Origin of the sequence: Rhizobium lentis (assembly GCF_017352135.1) — a bacterium.
Taxonomy (GTDB): domain Bacteria; phylum Pseudomonadota; class Alphaproteobacteria; order Rhizobiales; family Rhizobiaceae; genus Rhizobium; species Rhizobium lentis.
In genome coordinates, this window is sequence record NZ_CP071454.1 from 2,501,556 (window position 1) to 2,527,092 (window position 25,537).

The 25,537-nt window shown below is 60.9% G+C and carries 26 protein-coding genes; 25 read left to right on the plus strand and 1 reads right to left on the minus strand.

The window, feature by feature from the left end:
• The first annotated feature begins 1 nt into the window (after position 1).
• From fliI to fliP, 12 genes are all read left to right on the plus strand, one after another.
• Complete coding sequence (gene fliI / locus J0663_RS12065) at positions 2-1,399, plus strand: flagellar protein export ATPase FliI (RefSeq protein ID WP_207240567.1); 1,398 nt, start codon at positions 2-4, stop codon at positions 1,397-1,399.
• Between the two features lie 2 nt (positions 1,400-1,401).
• Positions 1,402-1,944 carry a flagellar protein gene (locus tag J0663_RS12070; RefSeq protein WP_207240568.1) on the plus strand — a complete coding sequence of 181 codons (543 nt, stop codon included), beginning with the start codon at positions 1,402-1,404 and terminating at the stop codon, positions 1,942-1,944.
• A gap of 159 nt (positions 1,945-2,103) precedes the next feature.
• Positions 2,104-2,496, plus strand: a complete 393-nt coding sequence (gene flgB / locus J0663_RS12075) for a flagellar basal body rod protein FlgB (protein WP_207240569.1) — start codon at positions 2,104-2,106, stop codon at positions 2,494-2,496.
• Between the two features lie 5 nt (positions 2,497-2,501).
• Positions 2,502-2,918: a flagellar basal body rod protein FlgC gene (flgC, locus tag J0663_RS12080; protein ID WP_064693821.1), complete on the plus strand. Its 417-nt coding sequence runs from the start codon at positions 2,502-2,504 to the stop codon at positions 2,916-2,918.
• Between the two features lie 3 nt (positions 2,919-2,921).
• Positions 2,922-3,263 carry a flagellar hook-basal body complex protein FliE gene (gene fliE, locus J0663_RS12085; RefSeq protein ID WP_207240570.1) on the plus strand — a complete coding sequence of 114 codons (342 nt, stop codon included), beginning with the start codon at positions 2,922-2,924 and terminating at the stop codon, positions 3,261-3,263.
• Between the two features lie 19 nt (positions 3,264-3,282).
• Positions 3,283-4,071, plus strand: a complete 789-nt coding sequence (gene flgG / locus J0663_RS12090) for a flagellar basal-body rod protein FlgG (protein ID WP_207240571.1) — start codon at positions 3,283-3,285, stop codon at positions 4,069-4,071.
• Positions 4,072-4,087: 16 nt separating this feature from the next.
• Complete coding sequence (gene flgA, locus J0663_RS12095) at positions 4,088-4,570, plus strand: flagellar basal body P-ring formation chaperone FlgA (protein WP_207240572.1); 483 nt, start codon at positions 4,088-4,090, stop codon at positions 4,568-4,570.
• A complete protein-coding gene (locus J0663_RS12100; RefSeq protein ID WP_207240573.1) occupies positions 4,567-5,688 on the plus strand; it encodes a flagellar basal body P-ring protein FlgI in 1,122 nt (373 codons plus the stop codon). The genes flgA and J0663_RS12100 overlap by 4 nt, the downstream gene beginning before the upstream one ends.
• Entirely contained in the window at positions 5,685-6,224 is a 540-nt protein-coding gene (locus J0663_RS12105) for a MotE family protein (protein WP_207240574.1), read from the plus strand. The genes J0663_RS12100 and J0663_RS12105 overlap by 4 nt, the downstream gene beginning before the upstream one ends.
• Entirely contained in the window at positions 6,221-6,937 is a 717-nt protein-coding gene (gene flgH, locus J0663_RS12110) for a flagellar basal body L-ring protein FlgH (RefSeq protein WP_064681130.1), read from the plus strand. The genes J0663_RS12105 and flgH overlap by 4 nt, the downstream gene beginning before the upstream one ends.
• 12 nt (positions 6,938-6,949) lie before the next feature.
• Entirely contained in the window at positions 6,950-7,456 is a 507-nt protein-coding gene (locus J0663_RS12115; protein WP_207240575.1) for a flagellar basal body-associated FliL family protein, read from the plus strand.
• Positions 7,453-8,190 carry a flagellar type III secretion system pore protein FliP gene (gene fliP / locus J0663_RS12120; RefSeq protein ID WP_207240576.1) on the plus strand — a complete coding sequence of 246 codons (738 nt, stop codon included), beginning with the start codon at positions 7,453-7,455 and terminating at the stop codon, positions 8,188-8,190. The genes J0663_RS12115 and fliP overlap by 4 nt, the downstream gene beginning before the upstream one ends.
• 78 nt (positions 8,191-8,268) lie before the next feature.
• Here fliP and J0663_RS12125 read toward each other — a convergent pair whose 3' ends face one another.
• Positions 8,269-10,185 (minus strand): O-linked N-acetylglucosamine transferase, SPINDLY family protein, encoded by a 1,917-nt coding sequence (locus tag J0663_RS12125; protein WP_207240577.1) that lies wholly within the window; start codon positions 10,183-10,185, stop codon positions 8,269-8,271.
• A gap of 490 nt (positions 10,186-10,675) precedes the next feature.
• Here J0663_RS12125 and J0663_RS12130 point away from each other — a divergent pair, with 490 nt between their 5' ends.
• From J0663_RS12130 to J0663_RS12190, 13 genes are all read left to right on the plus strand, one after another.
• Positions 10,676-11,581: a flagellin N-terminal helical domain-containing protein gene (locus J0663_RS12130; RefSeq protein ID WP_207240578.1), complete on the plus strand. Its 906-nt coding sequence runs from the start codon at positions 10,676-10,678 to the stop codon at positions 11,579-11,581.
• Between the two features lie 279 nt (positions 11,582-11,860).
• Complete coding sequence (locus J0663_RS12135) at positions 11,861-12,769, plus strand: flagellin N-terminal helical domain-containing protein (RefSeq protein WP_207240579.1); 909 nt, start codon at positions 11,861-11,863, stop codon at positions 12,767-12,769.
• Between the two features lie 246 nt (positions 12,770-13,015).
• Positions 13,016-13,927: a flagellin N-terminal helical domain-containing protein gene (locus tag J0663_RS12140; protein ID WP_207240580.1), complete on the plus strand. Its 912-nt coding sequence runs from the start codon at positions 13,016-13,018 to the stop codon at positions 13,925-13,927.
• A 299-nt stretch (positions 13,928-14,226) separates the two neighbouring features.
• Positions 14,227-15,189 carry a flagellin N-terminal helical domain-containing protein gene (locus J0663_RS12145; protein ID WP_207240581.1) on the plus strand — a complete coding sequence of 321 codons (963 nt, stop codon included), beginning with the start codon at positions 14,227-14,229 and terminating at the stop codon, positions 15,187-15,189.
• A 197-nt stretch (positions 15,190-15,386) separates the two neighbouring features.
• A complete protein-coding gene (locus tag J0663_RS12150) occupies positions 15,387-16,016 on the plus strand; it encodes a hypothetical protein (protein ID WP_207240582.1) in 630 nt (209 codons plus the stop codon).
• Complete coding sequence (locus J0663_RS12155) at positions 16,013-17,332, plus strand: MotB family protein (RefSeq protein WP_207240583.1); 1,320 nt, start codon at positions 16,013-16,015, stop codon at positions 17,330-17,332. Before J0663_RS12150 ends, J0663_RS12155 begins: the two co-directional genes overlap by 4 nt.
• Positions 17,333-17,342: 10 nt before the next feature.
• Complete coding sequence (gene motC / locus J0663_RS12160; RefSeq protein ID WP_207240584.1) at positions 17,343-18,638, plus strand: chemotaxis protein MotC; 1,296 nt, start codon at positions 17,343-17,345, stop codon at positions 18,636-18,638.
• Positions 18,635-20,071 carry a flagellar hook-length control protein FliK gene (fliK, locus tag J0663_RS12165; protein WP_207240585.1) on the plus strand — a complete coding sequence of 479 codons (1,437 nt, stop codon included), beginning with the start codon at positions 18,635-18,637 and terminating at the stop codon, positions 20,069-20,071. The genes motC and fliK overlap by 4 nt, the downstream gene beginning before the upstream one ends.
• A complete protein-coding gene (locus J0663_RS12170; RefSeq protein ID WP_207240586.1) occupies positions 19,992-20,576 on the plus strand; it encodes a lytic transglycosylase domain-containing protein in 585 nt (194 codons plus the stop codon). Before fliK ends, J0663_RS12170 begins: the two co-directional genes overlap by 80 nt.
• Before the next feature lie 280 nt (positions 20,577-20,856).
• A complete protein-coding gene (rem, locus tag J0663_RS12175; protein ID WP_064709879.1) occupies positions 20,857-21,528 on the plus strand; it encodes a transcriptional activator Rem in 672 nt (223 codons plus the stop codon).
• Between the two features lie 127 nt (positions 21,529-21,655).
• The gene (locus J0663_RS12180; protein WP_207240587.1) at positions 21,656-22,957 is read left to right on the plus strand and encodes a flagellar hook protein FlgE; all 1,302 of its coding nucleotides are present in this window, start codon (positions 21,656-21,658) and stop codon (positions 22,955-22,957) included.
• A 19-nt stretch (positions 22,958-22,976) separates the two neighbouring features.
• The gene (gene flgK / locus J0663_RS12185) at positions 22,977-24,464 is read left to right on the plus strand and encodes a flagellar hook-associated protein FlgK (protein ID WP_207240588.1); all 1,488 of its coding nucleotides are present in this window, start codon (positions 22,977-22,979) and stop codon (positions 24,462-24,464) included.
• Positions 24,465-24,467: 3 nt separating this feature from the next.
• Positions 24,468-25,514: a flagellar hook-associated family protein gene (locus J0663_RS12190; protein WP_207240589.1), complete on the plus strand. Its 1,047-nt coding sequence runs from the start codon at positions 24,468-24,470 to the stop codon at positions 25,512-25,514.
• The last annotated feature ends 23 nt before the right edge of the window (positions 25,515-25,537 follow it).

Here is a 25,537-nt window from a genome sequence, read left to right on the forward strand (position 1 = left end):
AATGAGCACCACGTTACTGTCCGAGGACGGTCTTTCCCCGAAGCTGGCGCATCTGGCGGGTCTTGTCGACCAATATGCATCGCCGGAATTCGCGGTCGCCCACGGCGGTCGCGTGCAGACCATTGCCGCCGGCCACTACACCGTTCGCGGTCTTTCCCGCCATGTTCGCCTCGGCGAATTCGTGGCTCATAAATCCGCCTCCGGCGTCCATCTCGGCGAGGTCGTTCGTGTCGAGCCGGAGCTGATCTACGTCTGCCCGATCGAGCCCGGCGAGCCGATCGGCATCCATGACACCGTCATCCGCAAGGGCGCCTTCCGCATTTCGCCGTCCGACAGCTGGTGCGGGCGCACCGTCAATTCGCTCTGCGAGCCGATCGACGGGCTGGGTCCGATCGCGGACGGCCTCGATCGTCGCTCGATCTCCAATACGGCGCCCCCGTCGATGACCCGCCAGCGGGTCGGGACCGGCTTCAAGACCGGCGTGCGCGCGATCGACATCTTCTCGCCGCTCTGCCTCGGCCAGCGCCTTGGTATCTTCGCCGGCTCCGGTGTCGGCAAGTCGACGCTTCTGTCCATGCTCGCCCGCGCCGACGCCTTCGACAAGGTGGTGATCGCGCTGGTCGGCGAACGCGGCCGCGAGGTGCGTGAGTTCATCGAGGATACGCTCGGCAGCAATATGAGAAAGGCGATTGCCGTCGTCGCGACCAGCGATGAAAGCCCGATGCTGCGCAAGATGGCGCCGCTGACGGCGGTCACCATCGCCGAGCATTTCCGCGACAAGGGCGAGAACGTTCTCTTCGTCGTCGACAGCGTCACCCGTTTTGCCCATGCGATCCGCGAGGTGGCGACCGCCTCCGGCGAGCCGCCGATCGCGCGCGGTTATCCGGCGTCCGTCTTCACCGAGCTGCCGCGCCTGCTCGAACGCGCCGGTCCCGGCCCCGAGGGCGCCGGCACGATTACGGCGATCATCTCTATCCTCGTCGACGGCGACAACCACAACGACCCGATCGCCGATTCGACGCGCGGCATCCTCGACGGCCATATTGTCTTGCAGCGCAGCCTTGCCGAAGAAGGGCGCTATCCTCCGATCGATCCGCTCGCCTCGATCTCGCGCCTTGCCCGCAAGGCATGGACGCCGGATCAGGAAAAGCTGGTGTCGCGATTGAAGGTGCTGATCCACCGCTTCGAGGAAACGCGCGACCTGCGGCTGATCGGCGGTTACCGCCAGGGCGCCGATCCCGATCTCGACATGGCCGTCAAGCAGGTCCCCATCATTTACGACGTCCTGAAACAGTCTCCGGGCGATCGTGACTCGGTCGACGCCTTTGCCGATCTCGCCAGCGCGCTCAAGGCTGCAGCCGGCATGGGCAATCAGGGCGCCCCCATCCAGAGGAGATAGACGTGGCTGAATTCGACGACGAACGCATCGCTTCCCTGAAGCCGCGCGGGAAGACCGCCACCCAGGACCGGTTTCTGACCTTCGCCGGCCTGGCGCTTGCCGGCGCCTCCGCCTTTTTCCCCTGGTACGTGTTCTTCAATGCCGACAAGTTTGGCATCAATGTCGCCACCAGCAGCAATTCGCGCGAACTGCCGGATTGGCCGGCCCGTAACGTCTTCAGCGTCTCACCGCTTGCCATGGTCAACAAGAACGAGGCGGCCAAGAAGGTTCCGCCGGTCGATGCGCTGACGACGGCGACGGTCTCCAATCTCGGCAGGGAGCGTGATGGTGCCGCCATGCTGGAAGACCAGCCGTTCCCGGGCAAGTCTGCCTTCCGTCTGCTGCATGTGTCCAACGGCCGGGCGCTGATCGAGGATCCCTCGGGCATGTATGTGGTGCGCATCGGCTCGGTGCTGCCTGACGAAAGCCGCCTCGCAACGCTCGAGCAGCGCGACGGCAAGTGGGTGATCATCACCTCCAAGGGCGAGATTTACAAGAACGATTGAACCTCTTCGTAGAGTCGAAGACAAAGGGCTCCGCCGCGAACCGGCCGGAGCCCTTTTATTGTGGCGGCCTTCGCCGAAAGCACGTCGGAGGCCGAATTCCCGTAAGTCCCACGCAAGATTACCGCACTAGCTTCGGGGTAGTAAAAACGGAGAGTTCTCATGCAACCGATCCAACTTTTCGACTTGGCTTCGCGACAGGCGGAATGGCTGACGATCCGTCAGCAGGTTGTTGCCGGCAACATCGCGAATGCCAATACCCCGAAGTTCCGCGCCAAGGACGTGACACCCTTCGATGCCGTGCTGGACAGGTCCGACATTACCATGACGCGCACCAATCCGGCGCATCTGAGCGGTAACGATTTCAGCGAGACCGGCGATATCGACGTCAAGGACGCTGCACTCGACCAGGAGATCGGCATCCAGGAATCCGGCAACACCGTCGGGCTGGCCGAGGAGCTTTCCAAGTCGGGTGACATCAAGCGCCAGTACGATCTGAACACCTCGCTGGTCAGCTCCTTCAACCGAATGATGTTGATGACCGTCAGGAAATAATCGCCATGGATCCGCTCTCCGCAGCTATGAAAATTGCCGGTTCGGGGCTCGAGGCGCAATCGACGCGCCTGCGCATCGTCTCGGAAAACATCGCCAATGCCCGCTCGACCGGCGACACGCCCGGTGCGGACCCCTATCGCCGCAAGACGATCACCTTCGGCCAGCAGATGGACCGCACGAGCGGCGTCGAGACCGTCAACGTCAAGAAGGTCGGCGTCGATGAAGGCGATTTCAGCACCGAATTCGACCCCAGCAATCCCGCGGCGGACGCCAAGGGCGTCGTCAAATTGCCGAACGTCAACATCCTGGTCGAGATGGCCGACATGCGTGAAGCCAATCGTTCCTATGACGCCAACCTGCAGACCATCAAGCAGACCCGCGACCTCATCTCGTCCACGATCGATCTTCTGAAGAGCCAATAATCCATGATCAGCAGCGTCCAGAATGTCAGCAACCTTTCGATGACCCGCGCGCTCGGCGCCGTCGAAACCGAAAATTCCGCCTCGTCCGCCGCAACGACCATGCCGGGCACCGCCGGTTCGGCGGGCGGCCTGACTTTCGCCTCGGTCATGGGCAGCATGGCGACCGACGCGGTCAACAGCCTGAAAGGCGCCGAAAGCATGTCTTTCGCCGGCATCAAGGGCACGGCGACGACCCGTGAAGTCGTCGATTCCATGCTCCAGGCCGAGCAGACGCTGCAGACCGCGATTGCCATCCGCGACAAGGTCGTCTCGGCCTTTCTCGAAGTCACCAAGATGCAGATGTAACTGATTTGAGGACGAACACATGAGAGCGCTCGCCATTGCAGCAACGGGCATGGATGCCCAGCAGACCAACCTCGAAGTCATCGCCAACAACATCGCGAACATCAACACGACGGGCTTCAAGCGCGCCCGCGCCGAGTTCACCGATCTTCTTTATCAGACCGAACGGGCCAAGGGTGTCGCCAACCGCGCCAACCAGGCCGTCGTTCCGGAAGGCGCCAATATCGGCCTCGGCGTCCAGACCTCGGCGGTCCGCAACCTGCATCTCCAGGGCGAACTCACCCAGACCGGCAACGACCTCGACATCGCGCTAATCGGCAAGGGCTTCTTCCAGATCCAGTCGACCGACGGTACGACGCTCTATACCCGCGCCGGCGCCTTCAACAAGAACGACCAGGGCCAGCTCGTCACCATCGACGGTTATGAGGTTCTCCCCGGCATCACCATCCCGCAGGGTTCGACCGAACTGACGATCAGCCGCTCCGGTGAGGTTTCGGTCAAGCTGCCGGGGTCGACTGATGTGACCGTGCTCGGCCAGTTGACCCTTGCCGATTTCGTCAACGAGGCGGGCCTCCAGCCCATCGGCGACAACCTCTTCCAGGAAACCCCGGCCTCGGGTGACGCCGTCATCGGCAATCCCGACGAGGAAGGTTTCGGCTACATGAAGCAGGGTTATCTGGAATCCTCGAACGTCGACCCGGTGAAGGAAATCACCGAGCTGATATCGGCCCAGCGCGCTTACGAAATGAATTCCAAGGTGATCACCACCGCTGATGAAATGGCCTCCATCGTCAGCAAGAACCTGAAGTAAAGGGAAGGGCCGAAACATGATGTTTTGCCGGGCGAGACATATCTCGGGATGGATGGCGGCAGCCATGATCGCAGTCGCGGGCATCGTCGTGCCCGCGGGCGCCGACGCCGGCATGGGTTATGCCGTCGTCCCGACCACGATCATCTACCCCGGCGACACATTGTCGGGCAGCCAGCTTCAGGAGGTTGAGGTCACCAATCCCAACCTCGCCGGAGATTACGCCAAATCGATTTCGCAGGTCGAAGGTCTGGTTTCCAAACGCACGCTGCTGCCGGGCCGCACAATCTCGGTTTCAGCCCTGCGCGAGCCCTATACCGTGACGCGCGGCTCGTCGATCCGCCTGGTCTTCACGCTCGGCGCGATGACGATCTCAGCCGCCGGCACGCCGCTCGAAGACGGCGCGACGGGGCAGATGATCCGCGCGCGCAATATGGATTCCGGTGTCATCGTCAGCGGTACCGTGCTCGCCGACGGCACGATCCATGTGAGGGCGAAATGAAAATGTTTTTCCGTATCGTCACCTTTGTTGCGGTCGTCGCCATGAGTCTGGCCGACGTAGCGCCCGCCTGGGCGCTGACGTCCCGCATCAAGGATATCGCTTCGCTTCAGGCCGGCCGCGATAACCAGCTGATCGGGTACGGCCTCATCGTGGGCCTGCAGGGAACTGGCGACGGCTTCCGCGCCTCGCCCTTCACCGAGCAGTCGATGCGGGCAATGCTCCAGAATCTCGGCATCTCCACGCAGGGCGGCCAGTCCAACGCGAAGAACACCGCGGCCGTGATGGTCACCGCCAACCTGCCGCCCTTTGCAAGCCCCGGCAGCCGCCTCGATGTCACGGTGAGCTCGCTCGGTGATGCGACCTCGCTGCGCGGCGGCACACTCGTCATGACCTCGCTTTCCGGCGCCGACGGTCAGATCTACGCTGTCGCCCAGGGCTCCGTTATCGTCTCCGGCTTTCAGGCGCAGGGACAGGCGGCGACCGTGACCGAAGGCGTCACCACCGCCGGCCGCGTGCCCGGCGGCGCCATCATCGAACGCGAATTGCCATCTCACTTCAAGGATTCGGTCAATCTCGTCCTGCAGCTGCGCAATCCCGACTTCTCGACGGCGATCCGCATTGCCGACATCGTCAATGGCTATGCTTCCGCGCGCTTCGGCGGCCCGGTCGCCGAAGCCAAGGATTCGCAGGAAGTGGTGATTCAGAAGCCGCGCACGGCCGATCTCACCCGGCTGATGGCCGATGTCGAGAATCTGATCGTCGAAACCGATACGCCGGCCAAGGTCGTCATCAACGAGCGCACAGGAACGATCGTCATCGGCTCCGACGTGCGCGTATCGCCGGTCGCCGTCAGCTACGGCACTCTGACGGTTCAGGTCACCGAGACGCCGCAGATCATCCAGCCCGAACCCTTCTCGCGCGGGCGGACCGCGGTCCAGCCGCAGACCGATATCGCGGCTGAGCAGACCGGCGGGCGCGTTGCCATCATCGACGGTCCCGACCTCAGGACCCTTGTCGCCGGCCTCAACAATATCGGCGTGAAACCGGATGGCATCATCGCCATTCTCCAGGGCATCAAATCGGCGGGCGCCCTGCAGGCGGAGCTTGTGCTGCAATGATCAAGATCATCAACCCTGACATGACGGTCCTGCAGTTGCTGCGCCGGCTGGCGCTGCCGGCAGCCGGTCTCGTCCTTCTGTCGATCCCCGGCGCCTTCGCGCAGGAGCATCCGCAGGGAGACATCACCTCTCAGGACGAGATCAAGCAATTCTGCACCAATATCGCCGATCCCGCCCGCGACCAGCGTTACCTCCTGCAGAAGCAGGAACTGGAAAGGCTCCGCGCCGACATCGACGCCCGCATGGCGGAGATGGACAAGCGCAAGGCCGAATATCAGGACTGGCTGAAGCGCCGTGACGACTTCCTGAAGCAGGCGGAAGCCGGCCTCACCGAAATCTACCGGAAGATGAAGCCGGATGCCGCCGCACTCCAGCTGCAGGATATGAAGATCGAGGTGGCCTCCGCCGTCATCATGCGGCTCGGCCCGCGTCAGTCGAGCCTCATCCTCAACGAGATGGACCCGCAGAAGGCCGCCGTCATCGCCAGCATCATCGCCAGTGCGTCCGATCCCAATACGTCGAAGGATCCTTCATGAACATGCGTTTCCCGGCCGCGATCGCCGCCCTCGCACTCCTTGCGGGCTGCCAGTCCCCGACGGCAGTCAGCGAGATCGGCCGTGCGCCCGCCATGAGCCCCATCGGCAGCGGTCTCGCCTATGGCCAGACGCCGCAGATGGCGCTCTATCCGAAGCAGCCGCGCGCCGTGGCGCAGGGCTATTCGCTGTGGAGCGACTCGCAGGCTGCGCTCTTCAAAGATGCGCGCGCTTTGAACGTCGGCGACATCCTGACCGTCGATATCCAGATCAACGACAAGGCTTCCTTCGACAACGAGACCAACCGCAGCCGTACCAATTCGAGCGGCATGAGCTGGGACGTCAATGCCCAGATCTTCGGCTGGACGCCCGAATCCAAGACCGATCTGACCTATGGTTCCGACACCAGCACCGATGGCAAGGGCAAGATCGAGCGAACCGACAAGATCACCCTGCTCGTCGCGGCCGTCGTCACCGGTATTCTCGAGAACGGCAACCTGGTCATCTCGGGTTCGCAGGAAGTCAGGCTGAACCAGGAACTGCGTATCCTGAACGTCGCCGGCATCGTGCGTCCGCAGGACGTCAACGCCGACAACCAGATCTCCTATGACAAGATCGCCGAAGCCCGCATCTCCTATGGCGGCCGCGGCCGCCTGATGGAAGTGCAGCAGCCGCCGCGCGGCCAGCAGGCCGTCGATCTTTTCTCGCCGCTTTGAGGCTGAACGACGATGGCACACATAGATGCAGGCCTCGGTCAATCGAAGAAGAAATCCGGCTCGCTGATGACGATCATCGGCATCGCCGTGCTGACATTGGTCGGCGCCGGCGGCGGTTGGGCGGTGGGCACGATCGTCGCGCCCGAAATCAAGGGCGCCAAGGAGGCCGAACAGGCCAAGGACGCCGAGGCCAAGAAGAAGGCCGAGGAGGGCCTGGCGCGCATCTCGACCGAGGCCAACAACGTCGTCCAGCTCGAGCCGATCACCTCCAACCTTGCCTATCCCTCGGAAAACTGGGTCCGACTCGAGGTCGCGCTGCTGTTCAACGGGCCGCCTGACGTCAAGGTTTCCGAGGATATTCACCAGGATATCCTCGCCTATATCAGGACCGTTTCCCTGCAGCAGATCGAGGGGCCGCGGGGCTTTCAATATCTCAAGGATGACATACAGGAACGTGTTGACCTTCGCTCGCAAGGACGGGTATCGAAAGTCATGTTCAGGACCTTTGTCATCGAATGATTCGATTCATAGTTTTCCTTGCCGCCATGATGACGGTACCGGAACTGGCGGTGGCACAGCAGCTGCCGACTGACTTGTTGAACGTGCCGGTCGATGGCTCGGTCGCCGCCTGGATCATCCGCACCTTCGGCCTGCTGACCGTCCTTTCGATCGCGCCGGGCATCCTGATCATGGTGACGAGCTTCCCGCGCTTCATCATCGCCTTCTCGATCCTGCGTTCGGGCATGGGCCTCTCCTCGACGCCCTCCAACATGATCCTCCTGTCGCTGTCGCTGTTCATGACCTTCTACGTCATGTCGCCGACCTTCGATCAGGCCTGGCAGAACGGCGTACAGCCGCTGCTTGCCAATCAGATCAACGAGACCGAGGCGGTCCAGCGTATCGCCGATCCCTTCCGCACCTTCATGGCGGCCAATACCCGCGACAAAGACCTGGCGCTTTTCGTCGACCTGGCGCGCGAACGCGGACAGAATATCCAGACGACCGATCCGATCGATTACCGGGTGCTGATCCCGGCCTTCATGATTTCCGAAATTCGCCGCGGTTTCGAGATCGGCTTTCTTGTCGTTTTGCCGTTCCTGGTCATCGATCTCATTGTCGCAACCATCACCATGGCGATGGGCATGATGATGCTGCCGCCGACCTCGATCTCGCTGCCGTTCAAGATTCTCTTTTTCGTGCTGATCGACGGCTGGAATCTGCTCGTCGGAAGCCTGGTGCGCTCGTTCAGCTGACCGGCTGCCCTCCTTTACCTTTCCCAACGAAAAACCCGCCGGATCGCTCCGGCGGGTTTTTCGTTGAGATCGAAGGCCTCACTCGCTGGCGAAGGGCGCCATGCGCGGCGGCAGCGCCGGAACATCCATGTGGTCGGGCGCCAGATGTTGTTTGGCCCGTTCGGCCATGATTTCGTAGGCCTGCTCCAGATGATGGCAGAATCGTTCGGCGTCGAACAGCGGCGCGATATAGCGCCTCTCCTTCAGATGTTCCTTGAATTCGGCGATCCGCCCGGGATTCTGCGCCAGCTCGACGGCGAGATCCTCGTATGCCTGCAGGTCGCTTGCGACGAGTTCCGGCAGGTCGATCGCCCTGAGCAGGCTTTCGCTGACGCGCGAGGCGAAGTTCGTCCCCTTGAGGGTCAGGACCGGCAGCCCGCCCCAGAGCTGCTCCGAGGTGGTCGTGTGGCCATTGACGGGGAAGGTGTCGATGCCGAGGTCAGCTGCCTGCTGACGGTCGATATGTTCTTCGTAGGGCGCGCGCGGGCAGAAGATGATGCGCTTGGCGGAAATGCCTGCCGCCTGAAATTGCTTCAAGAGGTTTGCCTGGTTGCGCGGCGTATTCGCCATCAGCCAGAGCACGCTGTTCGGTGCCCGCTTGAGGATCCGGCACCAGCTGTTGATCGTCTCGGGCGTGATTTTGCGGTTGCCGTTGAAGGACGCAAAGATGAAGGCTTCTTCCGGAAGGCCGAGCTGTTGACGCGTGACCGGACGAGGCTTCGGACGATGCGTCGGATCGTTCGGCTGGTAGCTTTCCGGAAGCCGGCAGAATTTCTCATGGTAGAACGGCTTGGCCACCTCGGGCAGGACGAAATGGTCGCCGATGACATAGTCGAGGTCGATATTGACCGTGCTGCCGGGAAAGCCGAGCCAGCCCACATGCACAGGTGCGAGCGGCAGGTTGAAAACCGTCGCGCGGCTGCCCGACGTATGACCCTTCAGGTCGACCATGATGTCGATATTGTGCTCGCGTACGGTTTCCAGCACCGCCTGGTCGGAGAAGCCGTGAATGTCCACGATCCTGCCCCAGCGGCTGCGGTCGGTGTCATTGTGTTTCAGGTATTCGGGGCCTGTATGGCAGAAGAGCGTCACCTCGAACCTGTCCTTGTCGTGCAGTTCGAGAATGCGCTGCAGGAGCTTCATCGTCGCGTGGCGATCCCAGAAGTCCGATGACATGTAGCCGATCCGGATCTTGTTCGACCATGTGTGCGGCTGGTTGCGGCGGAAAGCGACCCGTTCCTGGTTGAGCGGGGCAGTGCCGATCGTTGCGTATCGGTTGAAATCTTCGTTGCCGCACCAGTGCAGATGATAGAAGGGGTTGTCCTTGCGCAAAATCTCCACGTCACCCTTTGCCAGGGCCGCGTCGATCACCGTCTGATGCTTGGCTGCCTCTTCGAAATCGTTGAATTCACGGGCGAATACAAGGTGGAGAAAGCGGAAGGCGTGATTGCCGGGAAAACGCTTGAAGATGTTGCGCGCAAGCGCCTGGTTGGTTGCGTCGTTGAGATCGTCGCTCAGCAGCAGGGCCGCCAGGCGCAGGTGATCGGGATTCATGCTTTCCGACAGAACCGTCTTGAACGGGCGGATGATATCCCGCTGCTGGCGCTTCAGATAAATCGAGGTGATGATGAAGGCGAGTTCGGCATCTTCCTGCGCCTTGGTGAGGTTGCGCATGGCGATCAGCAGCGCTTCATCCTCGTTGCCGGTCTCGTAATGCAGCTTGGCAGCCTGCTTCTGATATTCATAGGCGTTCGGTCCTTCGCAATTGCCGGCCAGGCCATAGGCTTTCGCGGCATCGGCCTTGAAGCCGAGCTGCACGAGGTTCTTGGCCAGCAGCGCATAGGTCTTGGCGTCCTGCTGAATATCGATGAGTTGGTTGAGCGCCGCCAAGGACTTTGTGTAGCGGCCGGCCTGGTAATCTCTGGATGCCGCAGAGAACGAAACTTTGCTGTTCAAAAACCCAACTCCGTGAAGGAAATGTTCTGGCATGGCTGTCGGTCGCCGAGCGCGCATAATCCCTCCTCCCGGACAAGGGGTGGATCGATCCGATGATGCTATCCCGGCACCTGCCACCTTGCCATTCGAAGCTTGCTTGAAACAGGTGGCGCGGTGAGCGCCTGCTTGTCCTGAAGGTCTCGCCTGTCACAGAAAAACGTCCCCGCGCGCCGGTATAATTTGCTCTTTTCGCTCGAATTCGGATGCCAAAGATGTTCTTCAGCAGCCATTAACTAAGCCTTGTGAGGAGACATTAACTATCCCGTGTGAGGGCAGGGGCAGGAACCGTATTTTTAAGAAGTTGGCAAGCATTGGCTGCGAGATTGCCCTGGACATGACGGGTTTGGGCCAACACAAGCAGGCGCCGAGTAGCATGAAGCTGGTCCGTCATCGCCGGTACTACAGTCCGGTATGTCCTCCTTTTTGTATCTAGTTTCCAGGGGACAGACTTATGACAAGCATTAACACGAATTCTTCCGCACAGGCCGCTCTCCAGACGCTGCGCAGCGTCAACCACGGCCTCAACCAGACGCAGAACCGCGTTTCCTCCGGTTACCGCGTTGAAAACGCTTCGGACAACGCCGCCTACTGGTCCATCGCAACGACCATGCGTTCGGACAACAAGGCACTTTCGGCCGTTTCCGACGCTCTTGGCGTAGGTGCCGCCAAAGTCGACACAGCTTACACTGCGATGGACAGCGCTATCGACGTCGTCACCGAAATCAAGGCCAAGCTGGTTGCTGCAACCGAAAGCGGCGTTGACAAGGCCAAGGTTCAGGAAGAAATCGGCCAGTTGCAGCAGCAGCTCCTGAGCATCGCTCAATCGGCTTCCTTCAATGGCGAAAACTGGGTTGCTGGCGCTGCCGGTACCAAGAGCGTCGTTTCCTCCTTCGTCCGCGACGGTTCCAACGCGGTTTCGGTCAAGACGACCGACTACGTTCTCAACAGCGGCTCCACGGGCAACGTCCTGTTCGGCATGAGCAACGGTACGGTCGAAACTTCTACCGGCATCCTCGGCACCTCGTCGGGCGCGACCGGCTCGATCTACTCGATGAGCATCACCAACTTCACCGCCGGTCAGATCCAGACGGCTCTGACCAACGTTGAATCGGCTCTGAAGGCCATGACCAGCGCCGGCGCTGCTCTCGGCTCGCTCTCCAAGCGCATCGAACTGCAGGACGATTTCGTCGACGCCCTCAGCGACTCGATCGACTCCGGTATCGGCCGCCTCGTTGACGCGAACATGGAAGAAGAGTCCTCCAGGCTCAGCGCTCTGCAGACCCAGCAGCAGCTGGCGATCCAGTCGCTGTCGATCGCAAACTCCTCTTCGCAGAACATCCTGTCGCTCTTCCGCTAAGAGCGGTCGGCAAAGGCTCCAAGTTTCGCGGCCGGGTCATTCCCGGCCGCGAAATGTTTTAAAATTGGGTTAATGAATATCTCGCTAACCATCAGATATTTTTACGAAATTTCTATTTTGAATTTAGCTTTCCTTAACCATCTTGCTGTCTTCTAGGCCCATCGAAACGGCGAGTTAACCCTAATAGAGATGGTTAACAGGCATGATGCTGATCGCTGTGGGCCGGCCAAAATCCGGAATGTCCCTTTTTAAAATCTGCCAACAAGGGGCAAACAAACTATGACGAGCATCAACACCAATAACGCTGCAATGGCAGCCCTCCAGACTCTGCGCGGCATCAACCAGGGTCTTCAGGAAACCCAGGCTCACGTTTCCTCCGGCTATCGCGTCGGCAAGGCTTCCGACAACGCTGCTTACTGGTCGATCGCAACGACCATGCGTTCGGACAACAAGGCTCTCTCGGCTGTCTCCGACGCCCTCGGCCTCGGCGCCGCCAAGGTCGACACCGCATATGCCGCCATGGACAGCGCCATCGACGTCGTCGGCAACATCAAGGCCAAGCTCGTTGCCGCAACCGAAAACGGCGTTGACAAGGCCAAGGTTCAGGAAGAAATCAGCCAGCTGCAGGCACAGCTGCTGAGCATCGCACAGTCGGCTTCCTTCTCCGGTGAGAACTGGGTTGCTGGCGCTAACGGCACGAAGAGCGTTGTTTCCACTTTCGTCCGCGACGGCTCCAACGCCGTTTCTGTCAAGATGACCGACTACGTTCTTTCGAACTCCTCCATGGGCAACGTCCTGTTCGGCATGAGCGCCGGCGCGGTTGAAACCTCCACGGGTATCCTCGGTACCTCGACGGGTGCGACCGGCTCGATCTACTCGATGAGCATCACCAACTTCACGCTCGGCCAGATCCAGTCGGCCCTGACCAACGTTGAATCGGCTCTGAAGGCCATGACCAGTGCCGGCGCTGCTCTCGGTTCGATCTCCACCCGCATCGGCCTGCAGGAAGACTTCGTCAACGCTCTCAGCGACTCGATCGACTCCGGTGTCGGCCGCCTCGTTGACGCCAACATGGAAGAAGAGTCCTCCAAGCTCAGCGCTCTGCAGACACAGCAGCAGCTGGCGATCCAGTCGCTGTCGATCGCAAACTCCTCTTCGCAGAACATCCTGTCGCTGTTCCGCGGCTAATAGCCCCGCGCAAACAACGGCCCGCCGGTCTCCGGCGGGCATTTGGAATCGAGCCGCGCTTCGATGGAGCGCGGCTTTTTTATTTTCATTAACGATTGATTAACCATAATGCTGTCTTCTCAGCTCAACGAGACGGCGGGTTAACCGATATTAAAAACCGGTTAACAGGCATGAAGCTGATCCCCGTTCCCGGTAACATTCCGGAATGTCCCTTTTTCCCAGATGCCGACAAGGGGCAAGCATTTCATGACCAGCATTTTGACCAATGTCGCGGCGATGGCCGCCCTTCAGACACTCCGCGGAATCAACAACAGCCTCGAGGACACGCAAAACCGTGTATCGTCGGGTTACCGCGTGGAAAAGGCGGCCGATAACGCAGCTTATTGGTCAATCGCAACGACCATGCGTTCGGACAACAAGGCACTTTCGGCCGTTTCCGACGCTCTCGGTCTCGGCGCCGCCAAGGTCGACACCGCCTACTCCGCCATGGACAGCGCCATCGACGTCATCACTGAGATCAAGGCGAAGATCGTCGCCGCGACGGAAAAGGGCGTCGACAAGACCAAGGTCCAGGAAGAAATCGGTCAGCTGCAGCAGCAGCTTCTGAGCATCGCCCAGTCGGCTTCCTTCTCCGGTGAGAACTGGGTTGCCGGCGCTGATGGCACCAAGAGCGTTGTGTCGACCTTCGTTCGCGATGGCAACGGCAATGTCTCGGTCAAGACGACGGACTACGTCTTGAACACAAGCTCCACAGGCAATGTTCTCTTCGGCATGACATCGACCGGTACGATCGAGACGAGTTCCGGCATTATCGGCACATCATCCGGAACGATCGGCTCGATCTACTCGATGAACATCAGCACCTTCGGTTCGGTGGAAATTTCGATGGCCCTGACGTCGATCGAGGCCGGCCTGGAAGCCATGACCAAGGCGGCATCGCAGCTTGGTTCGATTTCCACTCGCATCGAATTGCAGGAAAACTTCGTTGGAGCGTTGAGCGATTCGATCGACTCCGGCGTCGGCCGCCTCGTCGACGCCGACATGGAAGAGGAATCGAGCAAGCTGACGGCGCTGCAGACCCAGCAGCAGCTGGCCATCCAGTCGCTGTCGATCGCCAATTCCAGCGCGCAGAACATCCTCACGCTGTTCCGCAGCTAAATCAGTCGCTGAAGCTGGACCGAATCTTGCGCCGCCGTTCGGCCGCAAGCGGGAAACCTTCCGGACCGCGCCCGAAACGGCGCGGTTCTTTCTTTTATATCAATAGTTTGCTCAGCCTGATAAGCCGCTGGGAAGCACGCGCGGCGCCGCTCTTGCCGAACAAGTTGATATCGAGTTAACTTTGCCGTGAGTTGATTTGCTTTTGCGACAGCCGGTGGAAATTCGCCGGAGGCATGACGCCATTTCAGTCGCCGCCGGCAATCCGGCCTGCCCTTTCATCTTATTCCGAGACCCTGTCGATGACCGTTAAGATTACCAGCGCGGCCGCGGTGAATGCACTTGCGGTGCTACGCAGCATCAACAAAGAAGCCAGTCAGACCCAGCAGCAAGTTTCTTCGGGATATCGGATCGAGACGGCCGCCGACGATGCCTCCTATTGGTCGGTCGCCACCGTCATGCGCTCGGACAGCACCAATCTCGGTACGGTTGGCGATGCGCTCGGTCTCGGCGCGGCCAAGGTGGATGCGACCTACACGGCGATGAATTCGGCGATCGATCTCGTCACCCAGATTCGCGCCAAGCTGGTTGCGGCAAGAGAGCCCGGCACCGACAAGGACAAGATCAATGCCGAAGTCAGCGAATACAAAGAGCAGCTGAAGACCGTCGTCGAATCGACGTCGTTTGCAGGCGAAAACTGGTTGCTGAACAGCGACAAGGCCGCGCCGCCGACGTGGTCGGTCATCTCGGGCTTCGTGCGCTCCTCGACCGGCGAATACCAGGCTCAGACCATCGACTTCCCTTCGTCGCAGACCATCCTCATCGACAAGAACAATGCGAGCGGCGGCCTGTTCACCAAGGCGATCGATGCCCAGGCGATCAACAACAGCGGCGCGGGACCGCGCAACTATTACCTGCTGAACGCCGGTTCGACCACGCCGGCGACGGGCACTGAAGTCGCGATCGGCAAGACCACCACCGACGCGCAGCTCGTCGACATGCTTGACGTGACCGACTCGCTGCTCTCCTCGCTGACGACAACGGCCGCCTCCATCGGCGTGATGAAGGGGCGTATCGACGATCAGATCGATTACGCCGCCAATCTGTCGGATTCGATCGACAAGAGCGTCGGCGCGCTCGTCGATACCGATATGGACGAGGCTTCGATCCGGCAGAAGGCGATCGAAACCCAGAAGCAGATGGCCGTCGAAGCGATCTCGATTCTCAACACGGCCGCGAGCAAGATCCTCATTCTGCTGGAATAGAGCTGGGCGCGATCATCGTGGCGGCGGCGCCATTCATCTTCGCGCAAGTTTGACTTCCTAGTTTCCGGCATGACGGCATCGTCCGAAATCATGCCGGCGCAAGGCCAAGCCCTTGTTCGCTGCGAGGACATGTCGCGCGCAAGGCAATTTGAACGGGGCGGGCATGCCGCCTAGCTCCCGGATGCTGGATGGATTCTATGAGCGTTTCGCTTTCTCGGTACTTGAAGGATTTCGGCGAACCGAAACCGTCGGCACCGATCATCGACATCGACGATTTCGCCGGAGATGCTTTTCCGGAGACGCCGAGCGAACCGCCGATCGACGTCGAGGCGGAGCGTCGCGACGCCTATGCGCAAGGCCATGCCGCGGCGACCGCCGAACTGACCGAGAAATACGAAAGCGAGGCCCGCGCCCTGGCGGAGGTCCACGCGCGCGAGATCGAAGAACTGAAGCTGCGCTATGAAGTCGAGGCGGCGGCGGTCATTGCATCCCGCGTTCGCGATATCGCCGAAGAGGTTGCTCTGCTGGTCAGCGCCGGCGCGGCCACGGCGATTGCGCCCGTCATGACGGAAGCGCTTGCGGCCAAGGCTGCCGAAAGCCTTGCCGCATTGTTGCGTGACGCAATTCTGGAAGGCGCGGCCGGACCGATCGTCGTCAGGGGACCGACCAGGCTCTTCGACCTATTGAAGGCCGAGCTCGGCGAACATGCCGCGGCGGTTCGCCACCATGAGGCAGATGATATCGATCTCGCCGTCGAAATCGGTGAGTCCGTCATCGTTACCCGTATGTCCGCCTGGGCGGCCAGCTTGAAGAAAGTTCTCGAATGAGCGAAGGCGAAAACCATCACCACGGCAGGAACGAGATCATCATCGTCAAGCGGCATGGCGGCGGTGATCACGACGGTGCCCACGGCGGTGCGTGGAAAATTGCCTATGCCGACTTCATGACGGCGATGATGGCATTCTTCCTGGTCATGTGGCTGGTCAACGCCGCCAACGAGGAGACCAAGGCTGCGGTAGCGACCTATTTCAATCCGATCAAGCTTGCCGACGAAAAGCCGACCGAGAAAGGCCTGAAGAAGCCTGTCGACCATGCCGAGGGCGAGGAGAAGAACGAAAAGTCGAAACAGAAGGAAGACAATCCGACAGAGGGCAAGTCCGCCGCGGACGGTGACGACCAGACATCGACTTCGGGCGACCACACCAACTATTCCGAGGCCGATTTCTTCGAGAATCCTTATTCGGTTCTAGCCGAGATAGCGCAGGAAGTCGGCCAGCAGGCCAATGTCAGCGCCAAGGGCGATGGCGGCGCGGCCGACTCCGGCCCTGCCACTGGCGCCGATGGCGGGCAAGCCTATCGCGATCCCTTCGATCCGGATTTCTGGACGAAGCAGGTCGAGGTGACGACGGCTGGAAAATCCCTGCCGCCCGGCAAGAGCGAGGAACAGCCGGCCGAGAGCAAGGCAACGGAGGTCGCCAAGGCCGAGAATATGAAGCCGGTGCCTTTGGCGACCGATCAGAAGCCCGCTAAGGACGCCCAGGAAATCAAGGGCGGCGCCGCCGAGGCCAACGACGGCAAGCCGGCGGATGGCAAGGCGCCTGCTAAAGGCAAGGCGGAGGCCGCCCAGAAGGACGCCGATCATCAGAAGGATGCCGACAGGAGCGCTGACGAGACCGAGCAGCAGAAGAAGGAAGCAGAGCAGCTTCAGAAGCAGATCGCGCAACAGATCGGCGGCGTTGCGGGCAAGCTCGCCGAAGGCCTGACCGTAACGGCTTCCGAAGGCGGCCTGCTGGTCAGCATCTCCGACCAGAACGACGATTCAATGTTCAACATCGGTTCTGCCGTTCCGCGCCAGGAGATGGTGCTCGCCATGGAAAGGATCGGTACGATCCTCAGGGAGAGGGGTGGTGCAGTCGCCATCCGCGGCCACACGGACGGGCGCCAGTACAAGGGCACGCAGAACGAGAACTGGCGGCTTTCGATGGACCGCGCCCAGAGCGCCTACTACATGCTCGTGCGCGGCGGACTGGACGAGACGCGCATCTCCCAGGTCTCCGGCTTCGCCGACCGCCGGCTGAAGTTGCCGGCCGATCCGTTCAACGCGGCCAACCGCCGGATCGAAATCCTGGTGCAGGCGGAATAAGGATAGTCGGATGGCGCGTCGGCAGCATCGCTACATCGGATTTATGGCCCTCGGCCTGGCGATGCTTTCGCCGGCCGCAGGCAATGCGCAGGATCCGGACGATCTTGCACCCTACAAGATGCTGCGGTCGCTGCAGTTCGTACAGGATTCGGTCGTCGCCGGCGATCATTCAGCCGGCGAGATGCAGCGCTTCATGCTGGGCACCATCGACGAGCGGCTGCGCACGGCCGATACCTCGATCTTCGATGACGACCGCAATGTCGATGCCGCGCTGATCTATGCGATGAGCGGCGGAAATCCGCAGACGCTCGAATATCTGATCGCCCATGACGTCAACGGCTATTTCGACAACCGCGTCACCGACGTGCTGCGCAAATATCTGACCGGCAAGGGGCTCCTCGTCGCCAAGACGCTGGAGGAAACCGCCAGGGAATATCGCGACAAGAAGATCGGCCCCTACCTGGCGCTGATCGGCGGCAACGTGCTGATCGCCACGAAACCGACAGATGCGCTGGGTCTCTACGATCAGGCGCGTCTTGCCGCGCCCGGCACGATCGTCGAGGAGGCGGCCTTGCGCCGTTCCCTCGCCATCTGCGTCGACAAGGGAATAGTCGACAGAGGGCTCGCCTATTCGCAGCGTTATGTCAGACGCTTCCTCCATTCGCCCTATGCCAGCCAGTTCGCCGATCTTTTCGTCAAGCTCGTCGTCGCCCATCATCACGACGTGAAACCGCAGGATGTCGTCGACATCCTGTCCTTCATGGATGCGCCGCGCCAGCGCGAGGTCTATCTGCGCATCGCCCGCGCCGCCGCGATCTCAGGCAAGCCCGAATTGGCGCGCATGGCGGTCGAACGCGTGCAGTCGCTTGGGGCCGGCACCGACAATCCCTTCGGCCCGCTCGCGGATTTTTATGGTGGTATGGCCGGTCTTCCGACAGAGGATATCGACCGCGCAGCGAAGAATGTCAGCGGCATCGACGGCAATGCGCTCTCGCCGCGCGATCAGGCGCTGCAGGCGGCTGCGCGATTCGTTGCCGATCAGATCCTGCGTGCCCCGGATCCGGCAAGTTTGACGCAAGCATCCGGTCCTAACACTTCTCATCAAGAAATCACTTCTGAAAAGGCTGCGGCGATAGCCATGCGACCGGGGACGCCAGGCGCGTCTCCCGAGCCTGTTCCGGGAGGTGTGGCATCGACTGGCCAAAGCCAGGATACCGACTCCTCATTCAACGCATTTGTGACGACCAGCCGATCGAAGCTCGACGAGATCGATGGTCTTCTGGCGCAGGAAGGCAACGAACAATGATGGATTTGAGCGTCTCGGGCGGAGCCCCTGGTGCGGAGGCGGCTGCGGCCGCGAAATCCGCGAAAACGGCTGGAAAGGGTGATGCCGCCGGTCAGAAGGGCGACTTCTCCGATGTGCTTGCCAAGGCAAGCGGCAGCGCCGTCGGCGACGCGCCCGACGATGTGGAGCCGGATCAGAGCGACGCCGGGAAGGTGGCCCGGGCGATCCGCAGCAGCCGCAGCGGGGCCAAACCGTTGATCGATCTCAGCGACGCCGCGCTGAAGGCGCAGTCCGACGTGCCGCCGGAAACGATCGCGAATGTCGATAAGGCCGCCGCAAAGCCGGCAAGGGATCGACCCAAGTTGCCGGTCGATCTCGGCAAGCTCGATGCCAAGGACCAGCCCGCCGATGAGGCCGGGCGCGCCGCCAAGGGCGCCAAGCACGCCAAGACAGACCTCTCGAAAACAGAGGTGGATATCGATAGCGAGGACGATGACGGCGGCATTTCCGATGTGCTCGGCATGCTGAAGCAGGAACCCGCCGGCGGGGCGGGCACTTTGCCGGCCGCGGCCACCGCTCATCAATCCTCCGACAAGACCGGCGAGACCGGATCTGTCGATGAGAAGACCGCTGGCATCGACGCGAAAACGCGCGGCCACGCGTCCGACGCCCTGGCGGCCGTCAGCGGCAATGTCGAAAGCGTCAAGCCTGATGACACCAGGGTTCCCGGTGCGGAGAATGCGGAAGCCGCCGATGGCAGGACGTTCCGGATCAGCCGCGCCGATGGCCGCGGCGTGTCGATGGATGTGCACGTCGGCGCGGACCAGGCCGGACCGAAGGACGGCATGAAGAAGACTGAGGTCGAAAACGTCTCGGTCCTCGAATCGCGCCGCTATATCGGCCTGGCGCAGAATACGAATTCTGCCGCCGTCACAGCCGCCCTCTCCGGCGACTCCGAATGGGCGCGCGCCATGCAGCCGAGCTCGGCGCTCTCCAACGCGGCGGAATGGACGAGCACCGGCAAGGTGGTCAATACGCTGAAGATCCAGATGAACCCGATCGATCTTGGCCTGGTGACGGCGACCATGCGCCTGTCCGGCGACGCCCTGAACGTCGACCTCAAGGTCGAAACCGGCACGGCCTATCGGCAGCTGAAGGAAGATCACGGCAAGATTCTCGAAGCGCTGCGCAGCCAGGGCTATGCGGTCGACAATGTCACCATCAGCATGGCCCCGGTCGAACGTGCCGACGTCGGCACCCAGGCCGGCAGCCAGGGTCAGGCCTCCCAGCAGCAGTCGCTCCCCCAGCAGGGGAAGGGCGGCGAGGCGCGCGAGCGCCATAATCAGACGGCACAGCGGACGGATGGAGGCTTCAATGGCGCAGGCGAGACCGGTGTGGAAGACGTTTCTGCTGGCGGTGCTCGCAGCAGCGGCGCCGGCGGCGTTTACCTCTGAGGCATCTGCTTCCACCGGCGCCTGCGAACGCGAAATCCAGTCGGCTGCCGCCAAATACGGCATTCCGGAAGGTATCCTTTATTCGGTCGGTCTGACGGAGACCGGCCGCAAGGGCTCACTCTATCCCTATGCCATGAATGTCGAAGGCAAGGCGATTTTTCCGCCCTCGGAGCAGGACGCGATGCGGCAGTTCGATGCCGCCCGCAGCAGCGGGGCGAAGCTCATCGACATCGGATGCATGCAGATCAACCACTATTATCACGGCGAGAATTTCGCCTCCGCCGAGGACATGTTCGATCCTCATCGCAACGTGGAGTATGCGGCGAAGTTTCTCCGCAACCTGCATGATCGTCATGAGACCTGGACAATGGCGGTAGCCAGATACCATGCGGGTCCGAATAACGACCCCGCGCAGAAGCGGTATGTCTGCCGCGTCATCGCCAATCTGGTGGCCACGGGCTACGGCAAGTGGACTCCCAATGCGAGTAACTTCTGCCAAAATTGATTCAACCAAAAATAGAAGAGCTGTATTGTGACGGAATTGTGTCATAATGTGGCAGGAATCCGGCATCAATACCCTGCGCAAGTCACATTTAATGCACCGTTAACTTTTCCACGAAATTTTTGTGTGCATAAGCGGATGCGGCCACTATATGTAGATCAAATCGCCACGCAGATCTTAATCAACTATTAATTTCTGCCATTAACTTTAACGAGTTGTCGCCGATTCGTGCGATTCGTACCCATAGATCATCGAAGTGCCACGCTGATTCGGAGGCGGACGAATGATCGTAGTGGTTGATGAGCGTGAGCTCGTGAAAGACGGATACACATCCTTGTTTGGCCGGGAGGGCATTCCCTCCACCGGCTTTGATCCATCGGAATTCGGCGAGTGGGTGCAGACCGCCGCCGATTCGGATATTGCGGCGGTCGAGGCCTTCCTGATCGGTCAGGGCCAGCGCAGCTTCGAACTGCCTCGGGCGATCCGGGACCGCTCGATGGCGCCGGTGATTGCGGTCAGTGACCAGCCCTCGCTTGAAAACACGCTTGCGCTGTTTGATTGCGGCGTCGACGACGTGGTGCGCAAACCGGTTCATCCCCGCGAAATTCTCGCAAGGGCGGCTGCGATCCGCCGCCGCCTGAAGGCGATTGCCAATTACACCGATATCGGCGGGATCCGTGTCTTCTCCGACGGCCGTGACCCCGAGATCAATGGCGAGGTCTTCGCGCTCCCCCGACGCGAGCGCCGCATCCTCGAATATTTGATCGCCAATCGCGGTCGCCGGGTCACCAAGACCCAGATCTTCAACGCCATCTACGGCATCTTCGACGAAGAGGTCGAGGAGAATGTCGTCGAAAGCCACATCTCGAAGCTGCGCAAGAAGCTGCGCAAGAAGCTCGGCGTCGATCCGGTCGATTCCAAGCGCTTCCTTGGCTACTGCATCGATTGGGCCTGATTGTCTCGGCCGGGTGGCGGCGCCCGGCAGAGCCTCGATATTCGGCCTCGCAACGCACCATCACAGACAGCTTCACGCAAGGCCCGACAAATACTCTCGAGTTTAACAGGTAAAACGAGGTTTTCAGATGAGCATTTTCGGCAGCATGAAGACGGCAGTATCAGGCATGAACGCGCAGGCGAACCGCCTCAGCACGGTTGCCGACAACATCGCCAACGTGAACACCACCGGCTACAAGGCCGTGTCGACAAGCTTCTCCTCGCTGGTTCTTCCCTCCTCAGGCGGCAACTACAATTCCGGCGGCGTGCAGACGTCCGTCCGCCAGGCTGTCTCCGACCAGGGCGATATTTCCTACACCACGTCGACCACCGACCTTGCGATTTCGGGCGACGGCTTCTTCATCGTCCAGGGACCGGACGGCACGCCGGTGCTGACCCGCGCCGGTGACTTCCAGAAGGACGACGAAGGCAACCTCGTCAATGCCGCCGGCTTCCAGCTGATGGGCTATTCCTACGACTCCGGCTCTCCCGCCGTCGTCGTCAACGGCTTCGATGGCCTCGTTCCCGTCAACGTCAATCAGGATGGCCTTACCGCCATCGCCTCGACATCGGGTGTCTTCAAGGGCAATCTCGATTCCAACGCCAAAATTCCGGTCGCTCCCGCGACGCTACCAAGCGCTAACCTCGCCACGGCGACGACCGACACCAAGAAGGTCTCGATGGTTGCCTACGACCGTCTCGGCAATAAGGTGATGTACGACTTCTATTTCACCAAACAATCGGTCGCGGCAGCGCCGCCGCCTGCACCTCCGGCTACTGCAGCCACTTGGGAAGTGGCGATGTTCCGCAACGCAAACGCGGCGGTTGGTGGCACGACCTCCTTCCCGTACAGCGCCGGCGGCGCAGTTGGCACCGGAACGCTGACCTTCGACTCCAACGGCAAGATGACGTCGACCGGCGCTGTCAACATCACCGATGGCGTGACCGGGCAGACGATTGCCATGGACTTTTCCGGCTTGACACAGCTCGGCGCCGACTTCTCCGGCACCGGTACGCCGAACGGGCAGGCAGCGACCCCGGTCAAGGATGTCACGATCGACGGCGACGGCATCGTCTATGCCAAATATGAAGACGGCAGCACCAAGCCGCTCTACCGCATTCCGCTCGCCAATGTTGCAAGCCCGGACAAGCTGACCCTGATGAGCGGCAACGTCTACAGCGCCAACGGCCAGTCCGGCGTGACCGTCACCGGCTTCCCGCAGACCAACGGCCTCGGCACGATCAAAGCAGGCGCTCTCGAAGGTTCGAACGTCGACCTCGCCGGTGAACTCACCGAGATGATCGAATCGCAGCGCAGCTACACCGCCAATTCGAAAGTGTTCCAGACGGGGTCCGACATCATGGACGTCCTCGTCAACCTCAAGAGATAAGCAGGGTAACGGGTAAGCCATGTCGCTCACGTCCGCACTAAATACCGCGCAGAACATATTCAACAATACCGGCACGCAGAGCAGTGTCGTATCGAACAATATTTCGAATGCGGGCAACAAGGATTACGTGCGCCGGCAGGCAATGCTTACCACGTCCCTGAACGGCGCCCAGGTCGTCCAGATCAACCGGGCACAGGAAGACGCCCTGCTGCGCCAGTATCTGAAGACATCCTCTCAGGACAGCGCCCAGCAGACCCTGCTGGGCGGCCTTGAGGATCTCAAGTCGATCATGGGCGGCAACGACTATGAAACGTCGCCGTCGACCTATCTCGGTGTTTTCCAGCAGAAGCTCCAGGCGTTCCGGACTACGCCTGGCAGCACCGTCGCCGCCCAGGGCGCCATCACGGCCGCCCAGGACGTCGCCAACTCGCTGAACAATGCCTCGCGGTCCGTTCAGGATGTTCGTGCCAACGCTGATAAAGAGATAACCACCGCTGTCGATACGCTGAACACCCTCCTCGGCCAGTTCGAGAAGGCCAATAATGCGGTCAAGACCGCCACGGCCTCCGGTACGGACGCATCCGGTGCTCTCGATGAACGCGAGAAAATTCTGAAGCAGATTTCGCAGATCGTCGGCGTCAGCGCGACGACGCGTGACAACAACGACATGGTGCTGAGCACGCCGGACGGAACGATCCTCTTCGAGACGATCCCGCGCAAGGTGACGTTCAAATCCCAGGATATCTATACCGCCACGACTGTCGGCAATTCCGTCTATATCGACGGGGTCGCCCTGCCGCTCGGCAAGGGCTCGACGACGACCGGGCAGGGGAGCCTCCAGTCGCTCCTGCAGATCCGCGACGAAATCGCCCCCAACTTCCAGAAGCAGCTTGACGAAATTGCCCGCGGCCTTGTCTCGCTCTTCAAGGAGCAGAATACCGCAGCGCCCCCGGCCTATGTGCCTGGCCTCTTCACCTGGAGCGGCGGCACGGTCGATACCGGCGCCACCGCGGTCGCCGGCATGGCGTCGACCATCACCGTCAGCTCCCGCGTGATCACCTCGCAGGGCGGCGATCCGATGCGTCTGCGTGACGGCGGCGTCAACGCCACCGGCCTCGTCCTGAACACGTCGGGTGTCAGCGGCTACACAACTGAACTCGACCGCCTATATACCGCACTGAGCGCCGACATCGATTTCGACCCCGCAGCCGGAGCGCCGGTCGGTTTCGACGCGACGACGGGCATCGATTCGAATGTCAGCATCATGGAATACGCTACGAATTCCCTCGGCTGGCTCGAGCAGTATCGCAGCAACGCCACGACGGCGGCGGAAAATACCGCGGCGGCACTGTCGCGCTCCGACGAAGCCTATTCCAATGAGACTGGCGTCAACCTCGACGAGGAGCTGACACTGCTCCTCGATATCGAGCAGTCTTACAAAGCGGCGACCAAGATCCTGAACGCAGTTGATGAAATGTTGAAGTCATTGCTGGATATCGCGAGTTAAGCCATGAAGAGCTCATTTATTTCAAGTTCGGCCATTCAGAATGCGATGCGGCTGACGATCCGCCAGGCGCAGAACCAGATGACCAAGGCGACGATGGAAGCGACGACGGGAGTCTACGCGGATATCGGCGTCTCGCTCGGCGGCAATGCCGCCAGAAGCGTGGATTTCACCCGCGAGACCGACAGAATAGACTCGATCAAGGCAAGCAATTCACTTGTCAGCGCCCGCATGGAATCCTCGCAGCTCGGCCTCTCCAAGATGAAGGATGTCGGCGACGGTCTCGTGTCGAAGCTGACGGCGCTGCAAGGGAGCCGCGATCCGGGGAGCATCAAGGTCGCAATTCAGTCGGCGACCAGCGCACTTTCGACCATGATGGATACGGCCAATACCATGGTGAACGGGGAATACCTGTTCTCCGGCATCAACACCGATGTGCAGCCGCTGACAGACAAGACGACGGCGACGAGCGCGGCGATCGTTACGGCCCTCAACACTTATGCAGCCAGTATTCCGAAAGCGGTCGGCGATCTTACAGGCGCCGAGATGGAAACTTTCATCACGACGACGGTCGAGCCGATGTTTAGCGAAGCCAACTGGACGAACGCGGCGACCGGCTGGTCGCAGGCATCCAGCCAGAACATGACGAGCCGCATCAGCAACTCGGAAGTGATCGAATCTTCGACCAACGCCAATTCCGAAGGCATGCGCTACTTTGCGCTCGCCTCGGTCATGACCACCGCGCTGCTCGGCCAGAACCTCAGCACCGATGCAATGACGACGGTGTCCAAGAAGGCCATCAGCTACACGGCCAAGGCGACAAGCGGCCTCGTGACGCAGGCAAGCCAGCTCGGCCTCTCCCAGGAGCGCGTCAAGAAATCCAATGACGCTCTCGACGCCCAGTCGAACATTATCAAGAACAAGCTGGTCGATCTTCAGGGCGTCGATCCTTACGAGGCCTCGACCCTCGTCAAGACTTTGGAAACGCAGCTTGAAACCGCTTACACGATCGTCTCGAAGATCCAGCAGTTGAGTCTCGTAAACTACCTTTGATGAGCAAAGGCGCGCAATATCAA